Origin of the sequence: Granulicatella seriolae (genome assembly GCF_024543085.1) — a bacterium.
Taxonomy (GTDB): Bacteria; Bacillota; Bacilli; order Lactobacillales; family Aerococcaceae; genus Granulicatella; species Granulicatella seriolae.
Genome location: NZ_JANHNZ010000007.1, coordinates 38415 through 55717, shown reverse-complemented (window position 1 = coordinate 55717; position 17303 = coordinate 38415). Strand labels below are relative to the sequence as shown.

Below are 17303 nucleotides of genomic sequence, written 5' to 3'. Positions count from 1 at the left end.
ATCTTGCTTGTGGTTTGATTCTTGTTTTTATTTTGGGATTCCTATTCTTTCGAGCCACCTAAGGTCATCCCTTGAGTTAGCTTACTTTGCACCATAATGTATAAGATTAAGGTTGGTAGCATAACAATAACCATACCCGCATACATTTGGCCAAAACGAGCCGCTCCTCTTTGAGCTTGCATGAGATTCATTAACCCTACTGGCAGTGTCTTATTATCCCCAGGCATCAAGGTTAGTGAAATAATATATTCATTCCAAAACGATAGGAAATTAAATAAGATGACCGTAATAATACTTGGTCTAGCCATTGGCGTCATAACTTTGAGCATAGTGGTAAAGTATCCTGCCCCATCAATAGAAGCTGCCTCTTCAAAGGTTGAAGGTAGTGTTCTGAAGAAAGAGGATAATAAGTAAATCGTAAATGGTAGTGCAGTAGATGCATATACCAACGCTAAAACAAATATGTTATTCAAGAAAAGACTCTTAAAGCCAATAGCTTTCAATCCATTATCCCAATCTAACAACATTAAAAAGATTGGCACTACGATATAGTTAACATTGATAAATAAACCGCCCTTTAAAAGTGTGTTGATTACTTTTCTGCCACGGAAATCAAATCTCGCTAACACATAGGATGCTGGAATAGCTACAACCACTAATATCAGTAAGGCTACTCCGGTTACAATGATAGAATTCAGTAAATAGCTACCCATTTTTGCGGAATTCCACGCATCTACAAAGTTTTGAAAGTGAAATCCTTGTGGTAAGGTCCAAGGTGAACCATAAAACTCAGAATTTTGTTTGATGGATGCCATAAAGACCCATCCTACAGGCACCACAATAGAAATAGCTAGCGTAGCTAAGGCTACATAAATAAAGATGGTATATAATTTTTCTGTCGACCATTTTTTCTTTTTCATAGTAGCCTCCTTAATATTCTAGAATTTCTCGATTGGTAATACGACTGATAATACCTGACAAACCAAATGAGAAGATAAAGATTACTACACCAATCGCCATACCGTATCCATAAACTGAATTAGTATAAGCTTGTTTAAACATATAACTTAGGAAAACTTCGGAAGCGCCATCTGGACCACCATTGGTTAAAATTTGTGCCAACAAGAAGCTTAGATTGATGGTACTTAAAATGAAGAAAGTTAAGGTGGTACGAATGTTGTTCCAAATTAAAGGGAAGGTCACATTAAAGAATTTAGCCAATCTTCCAGCCCCATCTAATTCAGCAGCTTCATACAAACTGTCTGGAATATTTGCCATACTTGCCATATACATTACCATATAGTATCCAATCGCTTGCCAAATTAGAGCAAAACCTAGCGAATAAATAACAATCTTTTGATCTCCCAGCCAAAGCCTTTCTAATGCTTGCGGTAAAATAGCATTGAGCAATCCGGAGCTAGCATCAAAAACAGCAGAAAATATACCGGCGATAACAACAATAGAAAGGATATTAGGAATATAGAAGACTATCCGGAAAAAGTTGTTTCCACGAATTTTTTCTGTCGATAATATAGTCGCAAACAAGACTGCAATGATGACTGTAAACATAGTAACCACAACGATTAACAAAATGGTATTTTGAAATGAACGAATGAAGTTTTCATCTGACCACATGATTTTAAAATTATCGAATCCAACAAACTCTTTATTTTTTGAATAACCTCCCCAACGATAGAGGGACATGCGAAAAACCTCTATGGTTGGATAAATTAGAAAAGTTAGAAATAGCAAAAGAGCGGGGGCGATACAGATTAAAATAAACCTAGTCCGCTCTTTTTTGCGATGTCTTTTCATAACATTTCCCCCTGTAATATACATATTATCTTATTTCATTTTTGTAAAAGTCTAAAAAATTACTTTTTGGAATAAAGAAAGGTGGGTACTGTGAGACCCACCTTTTCTGTTTATTTATTTCAGTTATTAGGTCTTTTATTCTAAAGCCGCTCTAAATTTAGCGCTAACTTCTTCAATAGCTTTTTGCCATTCTTCAACTGTTTTCTCACCAGTTGCAACAGAATCGATTGTATCGTACATAACTTCTTTAATGCTTACACCTTCAACAGGTTTTGTAGCTTTGAATCCACCATTGATGATACCAGTTGCAGTGTTCGTAAACTCATACAAAGCTTTTTGTTCTGCATCAAGCATGTTAACAACATCTTTGATTGGTTGAGCTGCACTGTGTTTAGCAAAAAGTTTTGCTGCTTCATCAGAATAAAGATATGTGATGAATTCTTTTGCCGCATCTTTGTTTTCAGCGCCTTCTGGAACCCAAAGTTGTTCAATGAATGAGTATGCGTATTGATCGCCACCAGTAGTAACTGCCGGTGGAGCTGCAACTCCCCATTCAAAACCTTCTGCACGTGGAGCGTCCGCCATCTCTCCAACTACCCAAGTACCGTTTGGCATGAATATTGCTTTGTTATCTAAAACTAATTGTTGATTCTTCATGTAGTTTTGTGGATTGCCATTAGCAACTGTTGTTGGTTCAACATAAGCTAAAATATCACCCATAGCTGTGAATGCTTTAGTTGCATCTGCTGAAACGTAAACCCCTTCTTTATAACTCATTGCATCAGCAAACAATTGAGGTCCGCCTGAATTTGCTAATAAGACTGGTAAGAAGCTATCAAAGTAACCACTTCCTGGGAAAGTAAATAAAGCAATGCCTTCTGCTTTAGCTTTTTCTCCTAAGGCTTTCATTTCATCCATATTTTTTGGAACTTCCCAACCTTTTTCTTTAAGGAGGGTTTTATTATAGAACATTCCTGTTGGTGCGTAGAACATTGGAGCCATATATTGTTTGCCATCTGCATATGGATCTGTGATGGTTGAGCCTACAACACCATTCAAGATTTTATCTTTAACTGTTACATCTTCACCGTAAACTTTTTTAGTGAACACGTCTGAAATATCCGCAATTGCTTTTTCTTTTAAAAGTGTTTCAGGTAAGGCTTTTTGACGACCTACAGAAACCATAACCACATCAGGAAAGTCTCCCGCTTTCATTTGTGGGCTAAGAACGTCTTCGATTTCTTTATTTTGATTCAACTCAACCGTAACATTTGGATTAGCTTTTTGATAGGCCTCAATAATTTCTGGCCACATCTCTGCCCCATACCCTGATTCTAAGGCCGCAAATTTCAATGTTACCTTATCACCTGTTGCTGAACTAGCCTCACTTGTAGAGCTACTTTCAGATGTATTACCTCCCCCACATGCCACTAATGTTAGTGAAGCAAGAATTGCTGCACTGGACAACCAAAATTTCTTCTTCATTTCTCTTCCCCCTAAATTTTATTGATACATTTGATACTCTTATACTAACGTAAATTAACCGCTTTCACAATAACAATGTTGTCTTACTTATTTGCTTTATTGCTCAATTTTTCGATTTTTATCATAGAAAAGACTCAAATAAGAGAAAAAATCTTTCCTTCTCCTATCTGAGTCTTTTCTTAATTTTCGCTGGTTTCTAACTCTAATTTCCCATCTACGATAGCTGAACGTGTAATAACATTTGAATAAGGTCGTTGGAATTCCTTATCAAAATAGGATTGATAGGCTCCCGGTGTAATAATCCCCGCTGCGTCCACGATATCAATACCTGTCTTACCAATAATGGTATCTGCCAACAGGACACAGTTAGTGGTCAAGACAAAATATGTTTTAAACCGAGAACGTGTAAATTTGTAAATCTTAACGGGATAAAGAGCTGCCATTTGACCTAGGTAACTTTCTTTTTGTGTTTGACTGGTTAACTGGAATGGCTTGGTATCTTCTTTAATGAGATTGATCTGTTTTTCAACGGCCAGGCTTTGTTGGTCAGTTAGAACTAAACCGTAGCGAAAAACTGAACGGGTTTCTCGGCTTTCTATCCATTTGACGTAATTGCTAGTTTCTACTTCCCATAAGGTACCATCCCCTATAGTTCCAAAGAGTTTGGACGAGTCTACATCGTAATGTCCATATGAGTAGGTCATCCCCTTAAAGGAAATATCAACATGTCCAAACATCTCAAAACCGCTGCGTGCTGTGTGGATCCAAACCTCTAAGTCCGGTTTGGTATTTAATCCTTCCGCCTTAAAATATTGAATTTTTCTATCTTCTTCCTCTTGCCCTTGACTCAGAAATTCATTAATACTATCCAGAGTCCTTCGAGGGATCAAAGCCGTGAAAATGATTGGAAGACTCACTCGAATGCGACGTCTGGCTTTTTGAAGGTTGGGTGTAGACATAACCTCTAAACCATCTCTAAGGTAGGTAAGACCAAGAAAAATTAAATAGATCCCTAAGATAAGATAAACTAAATTTGCACTGCTTGAAATGTTCATAACAGCAGTAAAGCCAAATAATAAATGAATAATAGCATCGATTAGAACACGGTAATAGCCATTCACACCATCATTTTTTATTAGGATAAAGTTAAACAAATACAGAATCCCCATTAAAAATAAGTAAAGAGAGGTTAACCATGCCACCGTCACAACTGGAAAAAAGGCATTGGTAAAAAAGAAAATCCCTGCAGCCAGTTGAACTAGTGAACGGAATGCACTGACTATAAGTCGCTGATCTTTTTGTCGAAATGCAGATATAGGGAGCTTAAGCAAATCAAATACGGATAAGGCTACCAGAACAATCCCCCATAAACTAAACAATGACATAGCAACGGCTTCTCTATATATGGATAAGGCTAAACCAACTCCTATTAAAATAAGGGCAATAACAATGAGTGTTCTTCTCCTAGCCTTCTCCAAGTGATTTGTTGATACCTTCATAATGAGTCCCTCTCCTTTTTAAATACTAAACATTAGCGTATTTGTAGTTGCTTCCAATCCTTCAACTTATAAATGCCATAACCAAGAATAACAGTAATCGCATTGGATAAGAGCATGGCAATCCAAATACCAGTAGAACCTAAATCTGTGTAATGGCTTAAGAGCCAGATAATGGGTAGGCGGACAAGCCACAATCTACCAATAGACATAAGCATGGAATAACGTGTTTCACCACAGCCTTGGAAAAACCCAGTCAAGGCAGAGAACATGCCCATAAAGAAAATAATAAATGCTGTATAATTTAAGTATTCGACTGCTTCCGACCAAAGAACTTGGTCAGACATATCAGTAATGAAAAGCGATAGAATTGGTTGTCTAAATAGAAAAATAGTTACTGAACCTAGTAAGGAAATCCCTAAAATCAAAAACATCGCCTGACGAAAAATTTGTTTAGAGCGTTCGACCTGTCTAGCTCCCATATTTTGGGCAACAATAGCGGTTAAGGCTGAACCGATCCCCATCTGTGGCTGGGTCAAAAGGTCTGATATGCGGTTAACCATGGAATATGCTGCTAAAGTCTGGGTACCATATGATTGAATCAGACCATTTAAAACAGTAAAACCAAGCGCAGCGCCACCATACCCCACTGCAGATGGTAAGGCAATTCGTAGGATATCTTTCATAACTCTGACTTGGACCGTAAGTTTTTTGAATGGAGCACGTAAGACAGATTGACGCCTAACTGCTAGTATGGCAAAAAATAATAGTAGAGCTTTAGAGATGACCGTTGCCCAACCCGCGCCTTCAATTCCCCAACCCAAACCAGCAATACCAATTAGTGGTACTTGCGCAAAAATAAAGATTGGGTCCAAGATGATATTGGCTATTGCGGAAAGTGCACTGATTTTTGTGATAATTTTTGTTTCTCCTTGTGCGTTTAAAATTGACTGATACCCAAAGTAGGCGAAATCAAAAAATAAGCCTATGAAATTTATCTTTAAGTATACTGTCGATTTATCAGCAAAAGTACCGCTCGCTCCCATCCATTGAACAAAGTTCGGTGCAAAGATATAGCCAATAAGAGACAAAACGATCCCTAGGCTATAGGTTAGCAGCATGGCTTGGTTGGCGTAGGTTTGAGCTTTCTCAATCTTTTCGGCTCCTAAAAATCGAGCAATCAAAGAGGTAGAGCCTACGCTAAGTCCTAACCCTAACGAAATAAATAGAAAGTTCAAGGGCCAGATAAATGCGGTAGCTGCAAAATCTTCTGCTGATAACTGTGCTACGAATAAGCCATCCGTTAAGTTGTATAGTGTACGTATCAAATTGTTTATCATTAATGGAGTTGCAATAGTTAAGATGACCTGATTAATCGGGTCTTTTGTCATATCTATTGCGTCTTTTTTGTTCATTTCATCACCTTATTCTATTATAAGGTAATTTGTTTCGGCTTACTACTAAAATACAAGGAGAAGACTGTTCAAAAAGTCCGTAAAGAATAAAATCTATTTCTAAATCAGAAAAGAGTTCTCGAGGACTACATCAGAACTCGAAACGACAGCAACGCCCTGAACCAAGGTCTCACTTCATAGCTATTATTTCTGATGTAGTTCTCGGGAACTCTTTTGCATTAATTTTACAGAACTTTATGATTAAGAAAGCTATCCTCAAATAAATCCTTCAATAAATAGTTGTTATTTTAATCCCTTGATCCCTTCTTCTAGCATTGCCATTTGAAGGATGGTTTGTTCTGGGGTGACTAGTGGGGCTTTACCGTGCATGATGGTTTCGTATAGGGCATCATAATAGCGAGCATAATCTCCTTGTTCTGAGACAACTTTTTCTTCATGGTAGTTGCCTGCATCATCCACATAAGTCAGGGTTCCATAATGTTCTGGCAAGTCCACTCCGAAGTCTTCATGATCTGGAAGGTAAAATTTCTTTAAGTCTGCTTCTTGGCGGTCCTTAAATTCTTTAATAAACATGCCTTTGGTTCCATATACTACAAAACTTGGTCTTTCCTTTATACGGAAGAAGCTAGACTTGACCGAAACCTTAAGCGTGTCTGCCTCATGACCAAAATATAAATCCAAATCAAAATAATCATTCATACGGTCACTACCCAATAATTGACGAACATCATAATGAACTCTATCAGGCTCCCCAAAGTAAGAAATTACCTGATCCAAAGTATGGCAGGCATGATTATATAAATAAGACTGGCTTCTTTCAAATGTATGTGTATTAAGAGGGACTTCGGGACGAAAATAATCAAAATGCATCTCAACTTCTTGAATCTTTCCTAACTTTCCAGACTCAATCACTTTCTGTACCGTTAGAAAATCACTATCAAAGCGACGATTTTGATAGCATTGAATCATGACACCTTTTTCCTTTGCTAAATCAAACAATTCCTGAGCTTGAGCCAGCGTTTGGGTGAATGGCTTCTCCATAACACAATGCTTGCCTGCCTCAATAATCTGCTTAGCAACTTCATAATGAGCTTCGGGAGGTAGGGGCGCCACCACCACTTGAATTTCAGGGTCAGCCAACAACTCTTCCACTTTATCTGTGTAATATACTCCCGGGATATTACTCCACCCAGAGCTGCCTAACTTTCTTTCATAAATCGTCTTTACACGAATTTTCTCACTTCTACTGTCGACAAATGGCATATGGTAACGATTGGTGCTTTTTCCATTACCATAAAAACCAATCACTAGCTTTTCTGATGTAGTCATCTTTTTACCTGCTTTCTTTTAGAATTTACTATTTAACCATCTAACTTCCTTTAAATTATACTTCTAACTGAGGTGCTAAAACAAGTTTTCAAAATAATAAGATGTAATCTATTGAGGTTAGACAAAATCGATGTTATTACAGACACCGAGCGTCAGCTATGCTTTACTCCGATATTTCTAACGCTTATCTGGAGACTCTTTCGTAACTTAAAAAACAAATTTATTTTGTACATGATTATTTTCTCCCCATCTCTTTGCATGAATATTCATCAGAAACTCAAATGACTACCTATCAAAAAAGGCTATACATCATCATTTTCGTTAACGATGATGTATAGCCTTTCACATTATCTAGAACTTTTTATTTTGGAATAAACCTTCTACCACATCATAGATAGCATCTGCGCTCAATCCATATTCTTCTTGTAAAAACTGTTCTGTTCCTACTTGACCGAAGCGTTCATCAACCCCGATTCGTTTAAGTGGGATTGCTATGCCATTATCCGCCAAAACTTCTGCTACTGAACTGCCCAAACCTCCCGTTATTGAATGGTTCTCGATAGTGACCACTTGTTGTTTGCCTTTCACTTCTTTCAAAATCAATTCTTTATCAAGAGGCTTGATGGTAAACATATCTATCACTTCACAGCTGATTCCTTTTTCTGCTAGTCGTTCAGCAACTTGTAAAGCTTCAGAAACTAATTGACCAGCAACAATCATAAGCACATCTGTCCCTGTTTGCAGAAGATTTCCCTTTCCTAATTGGAAAGTAGAACCTTTTTCATAAACAGCAGGAACACTCTTACGATTCCCACGAACATAGTGGACTCCTCTTATTTGGCTAAATTCTTTAATAATCCACTCCATTTGTACTTCATCTGCGGCATCACAAACAACAGAATTAGGAATTGATTTCATCAAGGCCATGTCTTCCCATGTCGTATGGGTCCCACCATTTTGTGCAGCTGCAAATCCAGGATCAGAGCCATAAATATTGATAGTATTCCCACCATAACCACCAGAAATGTAGAGTTGATCAAATACTCGTCTTGTGGCAAATGGGCCAAAGGTATGAATAAATGGTGTATAGCCAGTTAGGCTTAAGCCAGCAGCAACGCCTACCATATTGGCTTCAGAAATTCCCATATTAATAAATTGTTGTGGATTCTCTTTCGCTAGATTAGTCCAGCCACTAGCAGCACCTAAATCTGCATCCAAAGCCAGAATTTTTTTATCACCCTTCATCAAATCATTAAGCGTATCGACGACACAGGTGCGAAGTTCTTTACCATTTTTTCTTGATTTAACTAGTGTAAACATCTCCTACACCCCTTGCACAATTTTTGCTTCTAGCTCTTGAACAGCTTGTTCAGCAGCTTGATTAACCCGGTCATTGTTAAACTTAACCGAATGATTTTCCTCAAGCGTTTCAAAATATGGCACACCTTGCCCTTTAATACTATCGAGAATGATACAAACAGCCTTATTTTCTATACTTTTACAGTCATTAATTGCTGCATCAATGGCCTTAATCTCTGCTCCTTTGACTTTCAAGGTATGAAAACCGAAAGCTTGCATCTTTTTTTGTAGGTCAAATGGGTTCATAATTTCTGCAGTTGGACCATCCAATTGCTTTTTATTATCATCAATGATGACAATACAATGATGTAACTTGGCATGGGCAATATATTGGAAAGCCTCCCAACATTGTCCTTCGTTCAACTCTCCATCTCCTACAATCAAATACACGTCATTGGTTTTATTTGCCAGTTTCAGTCCAGTGGCAATTCCAGCTGCCATGGAGGTTCCTTGCCCTAATGAGCCTGTGGTCACATCAACCCCTGGAGTTTGCAAGCGGTCTGGATGTGATGGCAATCTGGTTCCACCTTCGTTGATAGTAAAGAGCCAGTCTTTATCAAAATACCCCACATTTGCCAAAGCACTATATAAACCTGCTCCAGCATGTCCTTTTGATAATACCAACCAATCACGGTCTGGCCAATTAGGGTTCTTTGGATTTATTTTCATCTGCTTGCCATACAGTACTGCTAATAATTCTACTATTGAGAAAGATCCCCCTAAGTGTCCTTGCCCCATATGTTGAATGCTTTTCAGTGTATCTAAACGGATCTTTGTCGCTAACAATTCTAGTTCCTTTAATTGGTCATCACTGATTGTCACAAAAATACCTCCTAGAGAATCTTTTATTCAGAAACGCTTGTTGTTTGGTTCTTTTTCTTAAACATCGTTAAACCAATTAGTATTGCTAATACAGCAAGAATTCCAGAAATAACAACAATCTGTCCACCAGATTTAGCTAGGTTGCCTAGGAAGATACCTGCTACCCCGTAGTCAGTATCTGAGAAGGTTGAGCCTTGGAAGCCAAGATCCCCCATAACTGGCATTAGCAACAGTGGCATAAAACTGATAATAATTCCATGGACAAATGAACCTATAACCGCTCCACGAACACCACCAGTCGCATTTCCATAGACACCAGCTGTTGCACCACAGAAGAAGTGAGGAACAACTCCTGGAATAATAACAGTTGTTCCAGTCATTACCATGATGATTAGGCTGACAATCCCACCAGCAAAACTAGTTAAAAATCCAATTAAAACAGCATTTGGCGCATATGGAAAGACAATTGGACAATCCAAAGCTGGAATTGAGTTTGGTACTAATTTTTCAGAAATTCCTTTAAATGCTGGAACAATTTCTGCCAGAATTAGACGTACCCCTGCTAAGATAACAAATACTCCTGCTGCAAAAGACCCTGCTTGTTGGATGGCATAGATAATGTAGTTGGTGCCATTACTTAAATTTGTAGTAACAAATTCACTTCCAGCAAAAATAGCTACAATAACATACACGATTGCCATAGTAATAGTGATGCTGACAGTTGAATCACGTAGGAAAGACAAACCTTTTGGAAACTTGATATCTTCTGTAGATTTTTCTTTATTACCAACATACTTTCCGATAAAACCACTTAAAGCATATCCAACACTTCCTGTATGCCCCATAGCTACGGAATCATTTTTTGTGATTTGACGGGTAAATGGTTGTGCGATAGCTGGGAAAATAGTGTTACAAATCCCTAGAGTAAGACCACCAAATAGCACCATATTAAACATATTCATACCAGTAACACTTAAAATCACTGCAATCATACACGCCATGTACAAGGTTGCATGACCAGTTAAATAGATATATTTGTATTTTGTAATTCTTGCAATCAAGATATTAAAGGCCATACCAGCTAGCATAATCAGTGCTGTATAGGTTCCATACTTAGTTAAAGCTACTGCCACGATAGCTTCATTGTTAGGGACAACTCCCTGCATATTAAAGCCCACTTTAAACATTTCACCGAATGGTTCTAAGGAACTAACGATAACACCTGCCCCTGCCGTAACGACTAAGAAACCGACAAAGGTCTTGATACCACCTTTAACAGTCGTAGCAATATCTTTTTTCTGTAAAATGTTTCCTAATATAGCAATAAGAGCAACTAATATTGCAGGCGTACTTGCAATATCTATTAAAATATCTAACACTTTATCCATTTACTTTTTCCTCCTTATCTTTTTAAAGCAAACCTTTTTGTTGACATACTGCCTGAACCTTTTCTTTTAATTCCTCCATATCAATAATACTGTCTAAAACAACCACCTCACCCAAATGTTGTGCACTATCAGCAAGGTCACTTCCAACAAAGAAAACATCTGCTAATTCTGGAGTCGTACTTCCTAAATCATAATGGGCAACCTCTACATCACTTACGCCCAACTCCTTCAATATAGTGTTGATATTCATTTCTACCATAAAACTTGATCCTAATCCTGATCCACAAACTGCTGCAAACTTCATTCCTCTTCTCCTCCATCTCTTATAATGTTATAGATTTCTTCTTTTGAACTAGCCGATAATAAAGCATCAAGTTTTTCTTTATTTGACAAAATTCTGGTTAAACTTGCCAAAGCCTTTAGATGAACCTCATTATCAATGGCAGCTAAACAGATAAATACTTGAATAGCATGTTTTTCATCGTCCAGTAACAAAACTGGTTTTTCCACTTTCAATAAGGACATACCCAATTGGTTCACGCCATCCTCAGGTCGTGCGTGTGGTAAGGCAACGCCTTTGCCAATATGAATAAATGGGCCGTAGTCCTTTACCTTGTTTATCATTGCTACAATATAGCTATCTTCAATCTTTCCTGTATCTTTCATTGGTTTTGCAGCAAGCTCGATTGCCTCCTCCCAACTCATGGTTGCATCGGATAATTGAATCATATCAAGCGTTAATAATTCTGATAGCATCGGTCGATTATCTTCCCTTCTTTTCATTTCTGTATTTATTTTTCTTTTTACAATGTTATATAATTTTTCCTTCGAGTTACCTTTCTTTAAGTCAACATAAGGTAGAATGAGATCAATAATCTCCTTAACGGAAGGGATCTTTGTTCGTGGGAAAAGAAAATCATTTTGAACAGTTGCCATTAATCCATTTTTTTCAAGTTGTGTCATTATTGGGTTTATGACATATAGTTTTTTCTTTGTATCAATAGGAACACTAGAAAAGATCATATCAAATTCTGTTTCCCATTCTTGCGAGGTAAAACTCTCTACTGAATGTGCTTCACGAAAATCAATTTGTGGAAATAACTCTTGTAATTCAGATTTCATGATTAATGAAGAGCTGATACCACTTGGACATAAGATAGCTGCCTTTAATTGTGCCTCTTGCTTTCGCTCCTTTTGATTTCTTATTTCTCCTCCAAATAAAATCGAAAAGTAGCCAATCTCATCATCAGGAATGCTAACCTCAACAAGCCTTTTTAAGGGAAGTAGTGCTAACTTAGTAATTTCAAAGATTTCACTGTATTGCATTTTTATCTCATCAATTAAAACATTACTAAAAGAAAGCTGGAATCGAATACGAAAATATGCTGGAACAAGATGATAAAATAAAGCTAGTAATAATTTTCTATAATTTCTAAATTCAATAGCTGCTAGTCTTTCCACTTCATGAATAATGTCGCTGGCACATTCCAATAGAAATTCTAGTGACTTATCCTCAGTTTCTCCTTGTATTACCGTCATAAAAATAATCGTAAAATAGTCACATTCCATATCAACATTTTTAATAGTTGAAAAGTTTGATAGAAAGCAACTGCTGGCTTTGTAGACTAGTAACTGTTGTAATAATTTTCTATCCTTATCAGCAATGCAGATCTCATGAACTTCACTTCGACCAAGAAGATAGGCATTAAAGTAAGCCATCTCTTCAAATCGAATGGGAACAAATACCAAATCAAACTCTCTAATCGTTTTTGAAAAATGTTTTCGAACCGTTGCATAGAAACTTTTATTTTTGGTGAACAATCCTTTTGTTAAGAGACGTTCACCATGCTCACAGCCAATTAGATTACTAACTGTTTGATAGGCTACTGACCGTATAACTAATTCTACTCCGCTTAGGACAAAGCCTTTTTTTCTCGAATAGTCTAGAGATAGCTCCGATTGACTTAATTGTTCTCTTAACTTTCGCAAATCACTTAAAATAGTATTCTTACTTACCATAAAAAACTCTTGAAAATGAAATACTGAATACTCTTCATTTCCCATGAATACCAAAAGATAAATCATCCATTGTCTCTCTTGCTCTGAATAGATGCACTCGACTTCTCTTTTTTCAAAAACAAGATCCAACCATCTCCTTTCAATCTCTTTAGGAATCTTGAAGGTATCTCCTCTTATAAGAATAGATGGGAGTTCAAATGTATTCGCAATTTGGTTTATTTTTTCAACTTCTGCTAGTAGGTTTTCATAGTTCATACCACTTGTTTTAATAGCTTCAAACATAGATATTTCATCAGCAGGTATATCCATCAAACAACTCATTTTGTAATTTATCATTTTCTCTCTCCCCACTTATAATATATAATAAGTCTATCTATAAACCCACAAGAGTTGGGCACAATCTAATTTTGAAATTTGAATTTGACTGGACCGAAGTCTAAAAGCGTCTTCATCAACGTTAAATTATTCTAGCATAGAATGCCAAGCTCGTTTAGTTGGACACTAGGCCTTGCCTTTGTCTCCTGGAAAATCGTGATTGAAATTCCACTTTATTATTTATAGAAAGCAAAAACATCTAAATATATACCAATCAAAAAAGCCAACCTACTTAGAAAGGAGTTTTAACTCTTTTCTAAGTAGGTTGGTTTGGTTCATTTAAACTAAGGATAATGAAGAAATTTTCTACACCTTTAAGCCATATCCATCGTTACAGTAACCTCTTGAACTGGCACATCATAGAATGGGTCTTCTCTTCTGCCAAGGAAGTCTTGGGCTTGTTTAGGGAAAACAGCATACATTAAGACATCTTCGTCAGATTTTGCATAGTTTTTGATTTCTTCTCGTAAGGCTGGTAGTTGTGGTGCGATAAGATCAGCTGGTCTAACGGTTACAACTTCATCTTGTCCGATAATTTTTTCTTTGATTTGATCATCGATAGCTACAGGTGGGTGTCCATATAAGCCTCTGACATAGTCCTTAATCTCATTTGGCACAATCTTGTAGCGTTCACCTGAAATAACATTCATCAAGGATTGTGTACCTACCATTTGTGATAGCGGTGTTACTAGTGGTGGGTAACCTAAATCGGCACGTACTTTAGGTACTTCTGCCAAAACTTGGTCATACTTGTCTGCTAAGCCTTGTTCAGTTAATTGGCTCAATAAGTTAGACAACATGCCACCCGGTACTTGGAAGATTAATGTTTTTGGCTCTGTATCTTTAACTTTTGGATTCAAGATCCCCTCGCTACGAAAACGGTCACGAATAGGGTTAAAGTATTCAGCAATCTCAGTCAATTTATCCATCTTAAGGTTGGTGTCAAATCCCATTTCTTCTAAAGCAATAGCGATAGATTCAGTTGCAGGTTGGCTAGTACCACCTGAAAATGATGAGATAGCAGTATCAATAATATCAGCTCCAGCTTGAGCCACTCTTAGGTAAGTCATCTCTGAAATACCACTTGTTGCATGGGTATGAACTTCTAATGGCAAGTCAATAGCATCTTTAATTTTAGACACTAATTCATAGCCAGTCGCTGGTGTTAATACGCCTGCCATATCCTTTATACAAATAGAATCTGCTCCAAAGTTTGCCATTTCTTTTGATAACTTAACAAAGTAATCAACCGTATGGATTGGGCTAGTGGTATAGGAGATAGCCGTTTGGCAATGTCCGCCGGCTTCTTTAGTAGCTGTAATGGAAGTTGCAAGATTTCTTGTATCGTTTAAGGCATCAAATACACGTACAATGTCAATCCCATTTTGAACGGATTTTTCAATAAACAATCGAACAACATCATCAGCGTAGTTTTTGTAGCCTAGTAGGTTTTGACCACGTAATAACATTTGAAGCTTGGTATTTTTTGTGAGGGCACGGATTTGACGTAGTCTTTCCCATGGGTCTTCGTTCAAGTAACGCACGCAAGAATCGAAGGTTGCTCCTCCCCACATTTCCAAGGCATAAAATCCTGCTTCATCCACGGTTTGGATGATAGGTAGCATATCCTCAGTTTTCATTCGTGTTGCTATTTGGCTTTGTTGGCCATCTCTTAAGACCGTTTCCGTGAAACGGATTTTCTTGGTCATATAGCTACTCCTTTCTTTATAGCAACAGGTCTTGCCCGGCTATTGTTTCTATATGGTTTCTAATCTCTTCTATAGAATGTTTTCTTGATCTAGCACAGTTTTTAGCATTATCTTGGCAGATGTAGCACTGTCTTGGCTCCATACCTAGGTCACTTCTTGAGACTAGCTCGAGTTGTCCTTTTTCTAAATAAAGAACATCCATATCAACCAATCTACCTAGGGGATTGGCTTGTTCCACTTTTACAGTGATTTTTTTCAGGTCTAAAGCTGGGGACTCAACCACTAGAAAGGCTTGGTTACCCGTATCTTCATCAAGAATATGGCTTTCTATTACGTCAATACCAGATTTTTCCAACTCTTGTAAAAGTAACACTAAGACTTGTTTAAAGATTTTTTCTAGGCCTTTAGAAGTTTTAACGGGACCAGGGATGTTTAACCCTATGGAAATCAAAGACTTATCGGGGGCTTTAGACAAGAGCTCTAACTGACGCTCTTGTCTTCTTTCCCGAGCTGCCAACATATCCATCAAGTTTACCTGTGGTCCATCAAATAGATTAATCAACATTTCTCACGACATCAATCAAGCTACCGTCACGATATTCAATTAGGGCAACAACTTTATCACCGTATTGAATTGGTTGAGGGTCACCTACAATGGCATAAGCTTTTTCTTTGAGCTCTTCAATCGTAAACTGTGGTACATCTAGGTTTTTGAAGTGTTCGACTAAGTCTGGTCTATTAGGGTTAATAGCAACCCCTACCTCAGTCACCAAAACGTCAATACTAGTTCCTGGGGTGATAACGGTATTCACTTTATCAACAACTGTCGGTATTCTACCACGTACCAATGGGCAAACGATTAAACTCATCTTACAAGCAAAACTTGTGTCTGAGTGCCCACCTGATGCTCCACGGATAACCCCATCAGAACCTGTCATAACGTTAACATTGAAATCCGTATCGATTTCTAGTGCAGATAGGATAGCAGTATCCAATTGGTTTATGAAGGAACCCTTACTCAATGGAGATGCATACATATTGGCATCAATTTCATAATGGTTAGCGTTTTTCCCTAATGAAATTGCTGATGGATGGTCAAAGTCTTGCACATCAATTAGTTTTTCAACCAAACCTTCTTCTAGCAACTCAACCATGGCATTGGTGATACCACCTAAAGCAAAGCGAGCCTTGATATTTTGTTTAATCATTTCTTCACGGACAAATCTTGATACGGCTAAAGAAGCTCCACCAGTACCTGTTTGGAAAGAAAATCCTTCTTTGAAGTAAGGAGATTTGGTAATGATTTCAGCTGCATATTTAGCAATCAATAATTCTTTAGGGTTTTTAGTAAAACGAGTCGCTCCGCTTGCGATTCCGGATGGGTTACCAATCTCATCTACCACAACAACATAATCTACGTCTGTTTGAGGGATGCTGATAGGTGTATTTGGGTAATCGACTAAGGTGTCCGTAATGATAACCACTTGGTCAGCGTATTTGGCATCAATCATAGCATATCCCAATGAGCCACAAGTTGCTTTTCCGACTGTACCATTTGCGTTACCGTACTCATCGGAACTAGGTGCGCCTAGGAAAGCCACATCGATATGTACATCCCCACTAGCAATAGCTCTGGCACGGCCTCCGTGTGAGCGAATAACAACTGGGTTTTCCATAATACCTTTAGAAATAGCTGCCCCAACTTTATCACGTAAACCACTTGAAGTAATATTAGTGACAACACCATTTTTGATATGGTCAATCAATGGTTCGTGTACATTGGCAATAGAACTAGGTGCAATACTTAAATTCTTAATCCCCATAGCGGCAATTTCTGCCATAACCATATTCATCACATAATCTCCTTCACGGAAATGGTGGTGGAATGAGATGGTCATGCCGTCTTTAAGACCAGTTTTTTCAATAGCTTCTCTAATACTACCTAAGAGTTTTTTGTCGCCAGGTTTTACTGGGTTAATCTTACGACTTGATTCTTGATAACTTTTAATGTTTGCGAGTTCTCCTTGGTAAACGCCAAATTGATCAGCGTACTCTTGAGGAATATCTCGCATTTCTTTATTTAAGACCATG

General features: G+C 37.7%; 14 protein-coding genes. All 14 read right to left on the bottom strand.

Annotated features, from left to right (window positions below):
• Positions 1-41: 41 nt before the first annotated feature.
• A complete protein-coding gene (locus NPA36_RS07495) occupies positions 42-920 on the bottom strand; it encodes a carbohydrate ABC transporter permease (RefSeq protein WP_256945506.1) in 879 nt (292 codons plus the stop codon).
• Between the two features lie 10 nt (positions 921-930).
• Positions 931-1815 carry a carbohydrate ABC transporter permease gene (locus NPA36_RS07490; protein ID WP_256945505.1) on the bottom strand — a complete coding sequence of 295 codons (885 nt, stop codon included), beginning with the start codon at positions 1813-1815 and terminating at the stop codon, positions 931-933.
• 135 nt (positions 1816-1950) lie between these two features.
• A complete protein-coding gene (locus NPA36_RS07485; protein WP_256945504.1) occupies positions 1951-3300 on the bottom strand; it encodes a carbohydrate ABC transporter substrate-binding protein in 1350 nt (449 codons plus the stop codon).
• Between the two features lie 179 nt (positions 3301-3479).
• Entirely contained in the window at positions 3480-4799 is a 1320-nt protein-coding gene (locus NPA36_RS07480; RefSeq protein WP_256945503.1) for an HdeD family acid-resistance protein, read from the bottom strand.
• Between the two features lie 32 nt (positions 4800-4831).
• On the bottom strand, positions 4832-6211 hold the full coding sequence (locus tag NPA36_RS07475; RefSeq protein ID WP_256945502.1) for an MATE family efflux transporter: 1380 nt from the start codon (positions 6209-6211) through the stop codon (positions 4832-4834).
• Between the two features lie 282 nt (positions 6212-6493).
• Complete coding sequence (locus tag NPA36_RS07470; protein ID WP_256945501.1) at positions 6494-7540, bottom strand: Gfo/Idh/MocA family oxidoreductase; 1047 nt, start codon at positions 7538-7540, stop codon at positions 6494-6496.
• A 351-nt stretch (positions 7541-7891) separates the two neighbouring features.
• Positions 7892-8860 carry a transketolase family protein gene (locus tag NPA36_RS07465; protein WP_256945500.1) on the bottom strand — a complete coding sequence of 323 codons (969 nt, stop codon included), beginning with the start codon at positions 8858-8860 and terminating at the stop codon, positions 7892-7894.
• 3 nt (positions 8861-8863) lie between these two features.
• On the bottom strand, positions 8864-9721 hold the full coding sequence (locus tag NPA36_RS07460; protein WP_256945499.1) for a transketolase: 858 nt from the start codon (positions 9719-9721) through the stop codon (positions 8864-8866).
• 23 nt (positions 9722-9744) lie between these two features.
• Positions 9745-11109: a PTS ascorbate transporter subunit IIC gene (locus tag NPA36_RS07455; protein ID WP_256945498.1), complete on the bottom strand. Its 1365-nt coding sequence runs from the start codon at positions 11107-11109 to the stop codon at positions 9745-9747.
• Positions 11110-11131: 22 nt separating this feature from the next.
• Entirely contained in the window at positions 11132-11413 is a 282-nt protein-coding gene (locus tag NPA36_RS07450) for a PTS sugar transporter subunit IIB (protein ID WP_256945497.1), read from the bottom strand.
• Positions 11410-13464: a BglG family transcription antiterminator gene (locus NPA36_RS07445; RefSeq protein WP_256945496.1), complete on the bottom strand. Its 2055-nt coding sequence runs from the start codon at positions 13462-13464 to the stop codon at positions 11410-11412. The genes NPA36_RS07450 and NPA36_RS07445 overlap by 4 nt, the downstream gene beginning before the upstream one ends.
• Positions 13465-13817: 353 nt before the next feature.
• Entirely contained in the window at positions 13818-15212 is a 1395-nt protein-coding gene (locus NPA36_RS07440; protein WP_256945495.1) for an oxaloacetate decarboxylase subunit alpha, read from the bottom strand.
• A 16-nt stretch (positions 15213-15228) separates the two neighbouring features.
• The gene (gene citX, locus NPA36_RS07435; RefSeq protein ID WP_256945494.1) at positions 15229-15777 is read right to left on the bottom strand and encodes a citrate lyase holo-[acyl-carrier protein] synthase; all 549 of its coding nucleotides are present in this window, start codon (positions 15775-15777) and stop codon (positions 15229-15231) included.
• Positions 15767-17302 carry a citrate lyase subunit alpha gene (gene citF / locus NPA36_RS07430; RefSeq protein ID WP_256945493.1) on the bottom strand — a complete coding sequence of 512 codons (1536 nt, stop codon included), beginning with the start codon at positions 17300-17302 and terminating at the stop codon, positions 15767-15769. The genes citX and citF overlap by 11 nt, the downstream gene beginning before the upstream one ends.
• Position 17303: the final 1 nt, after the last annotated feature.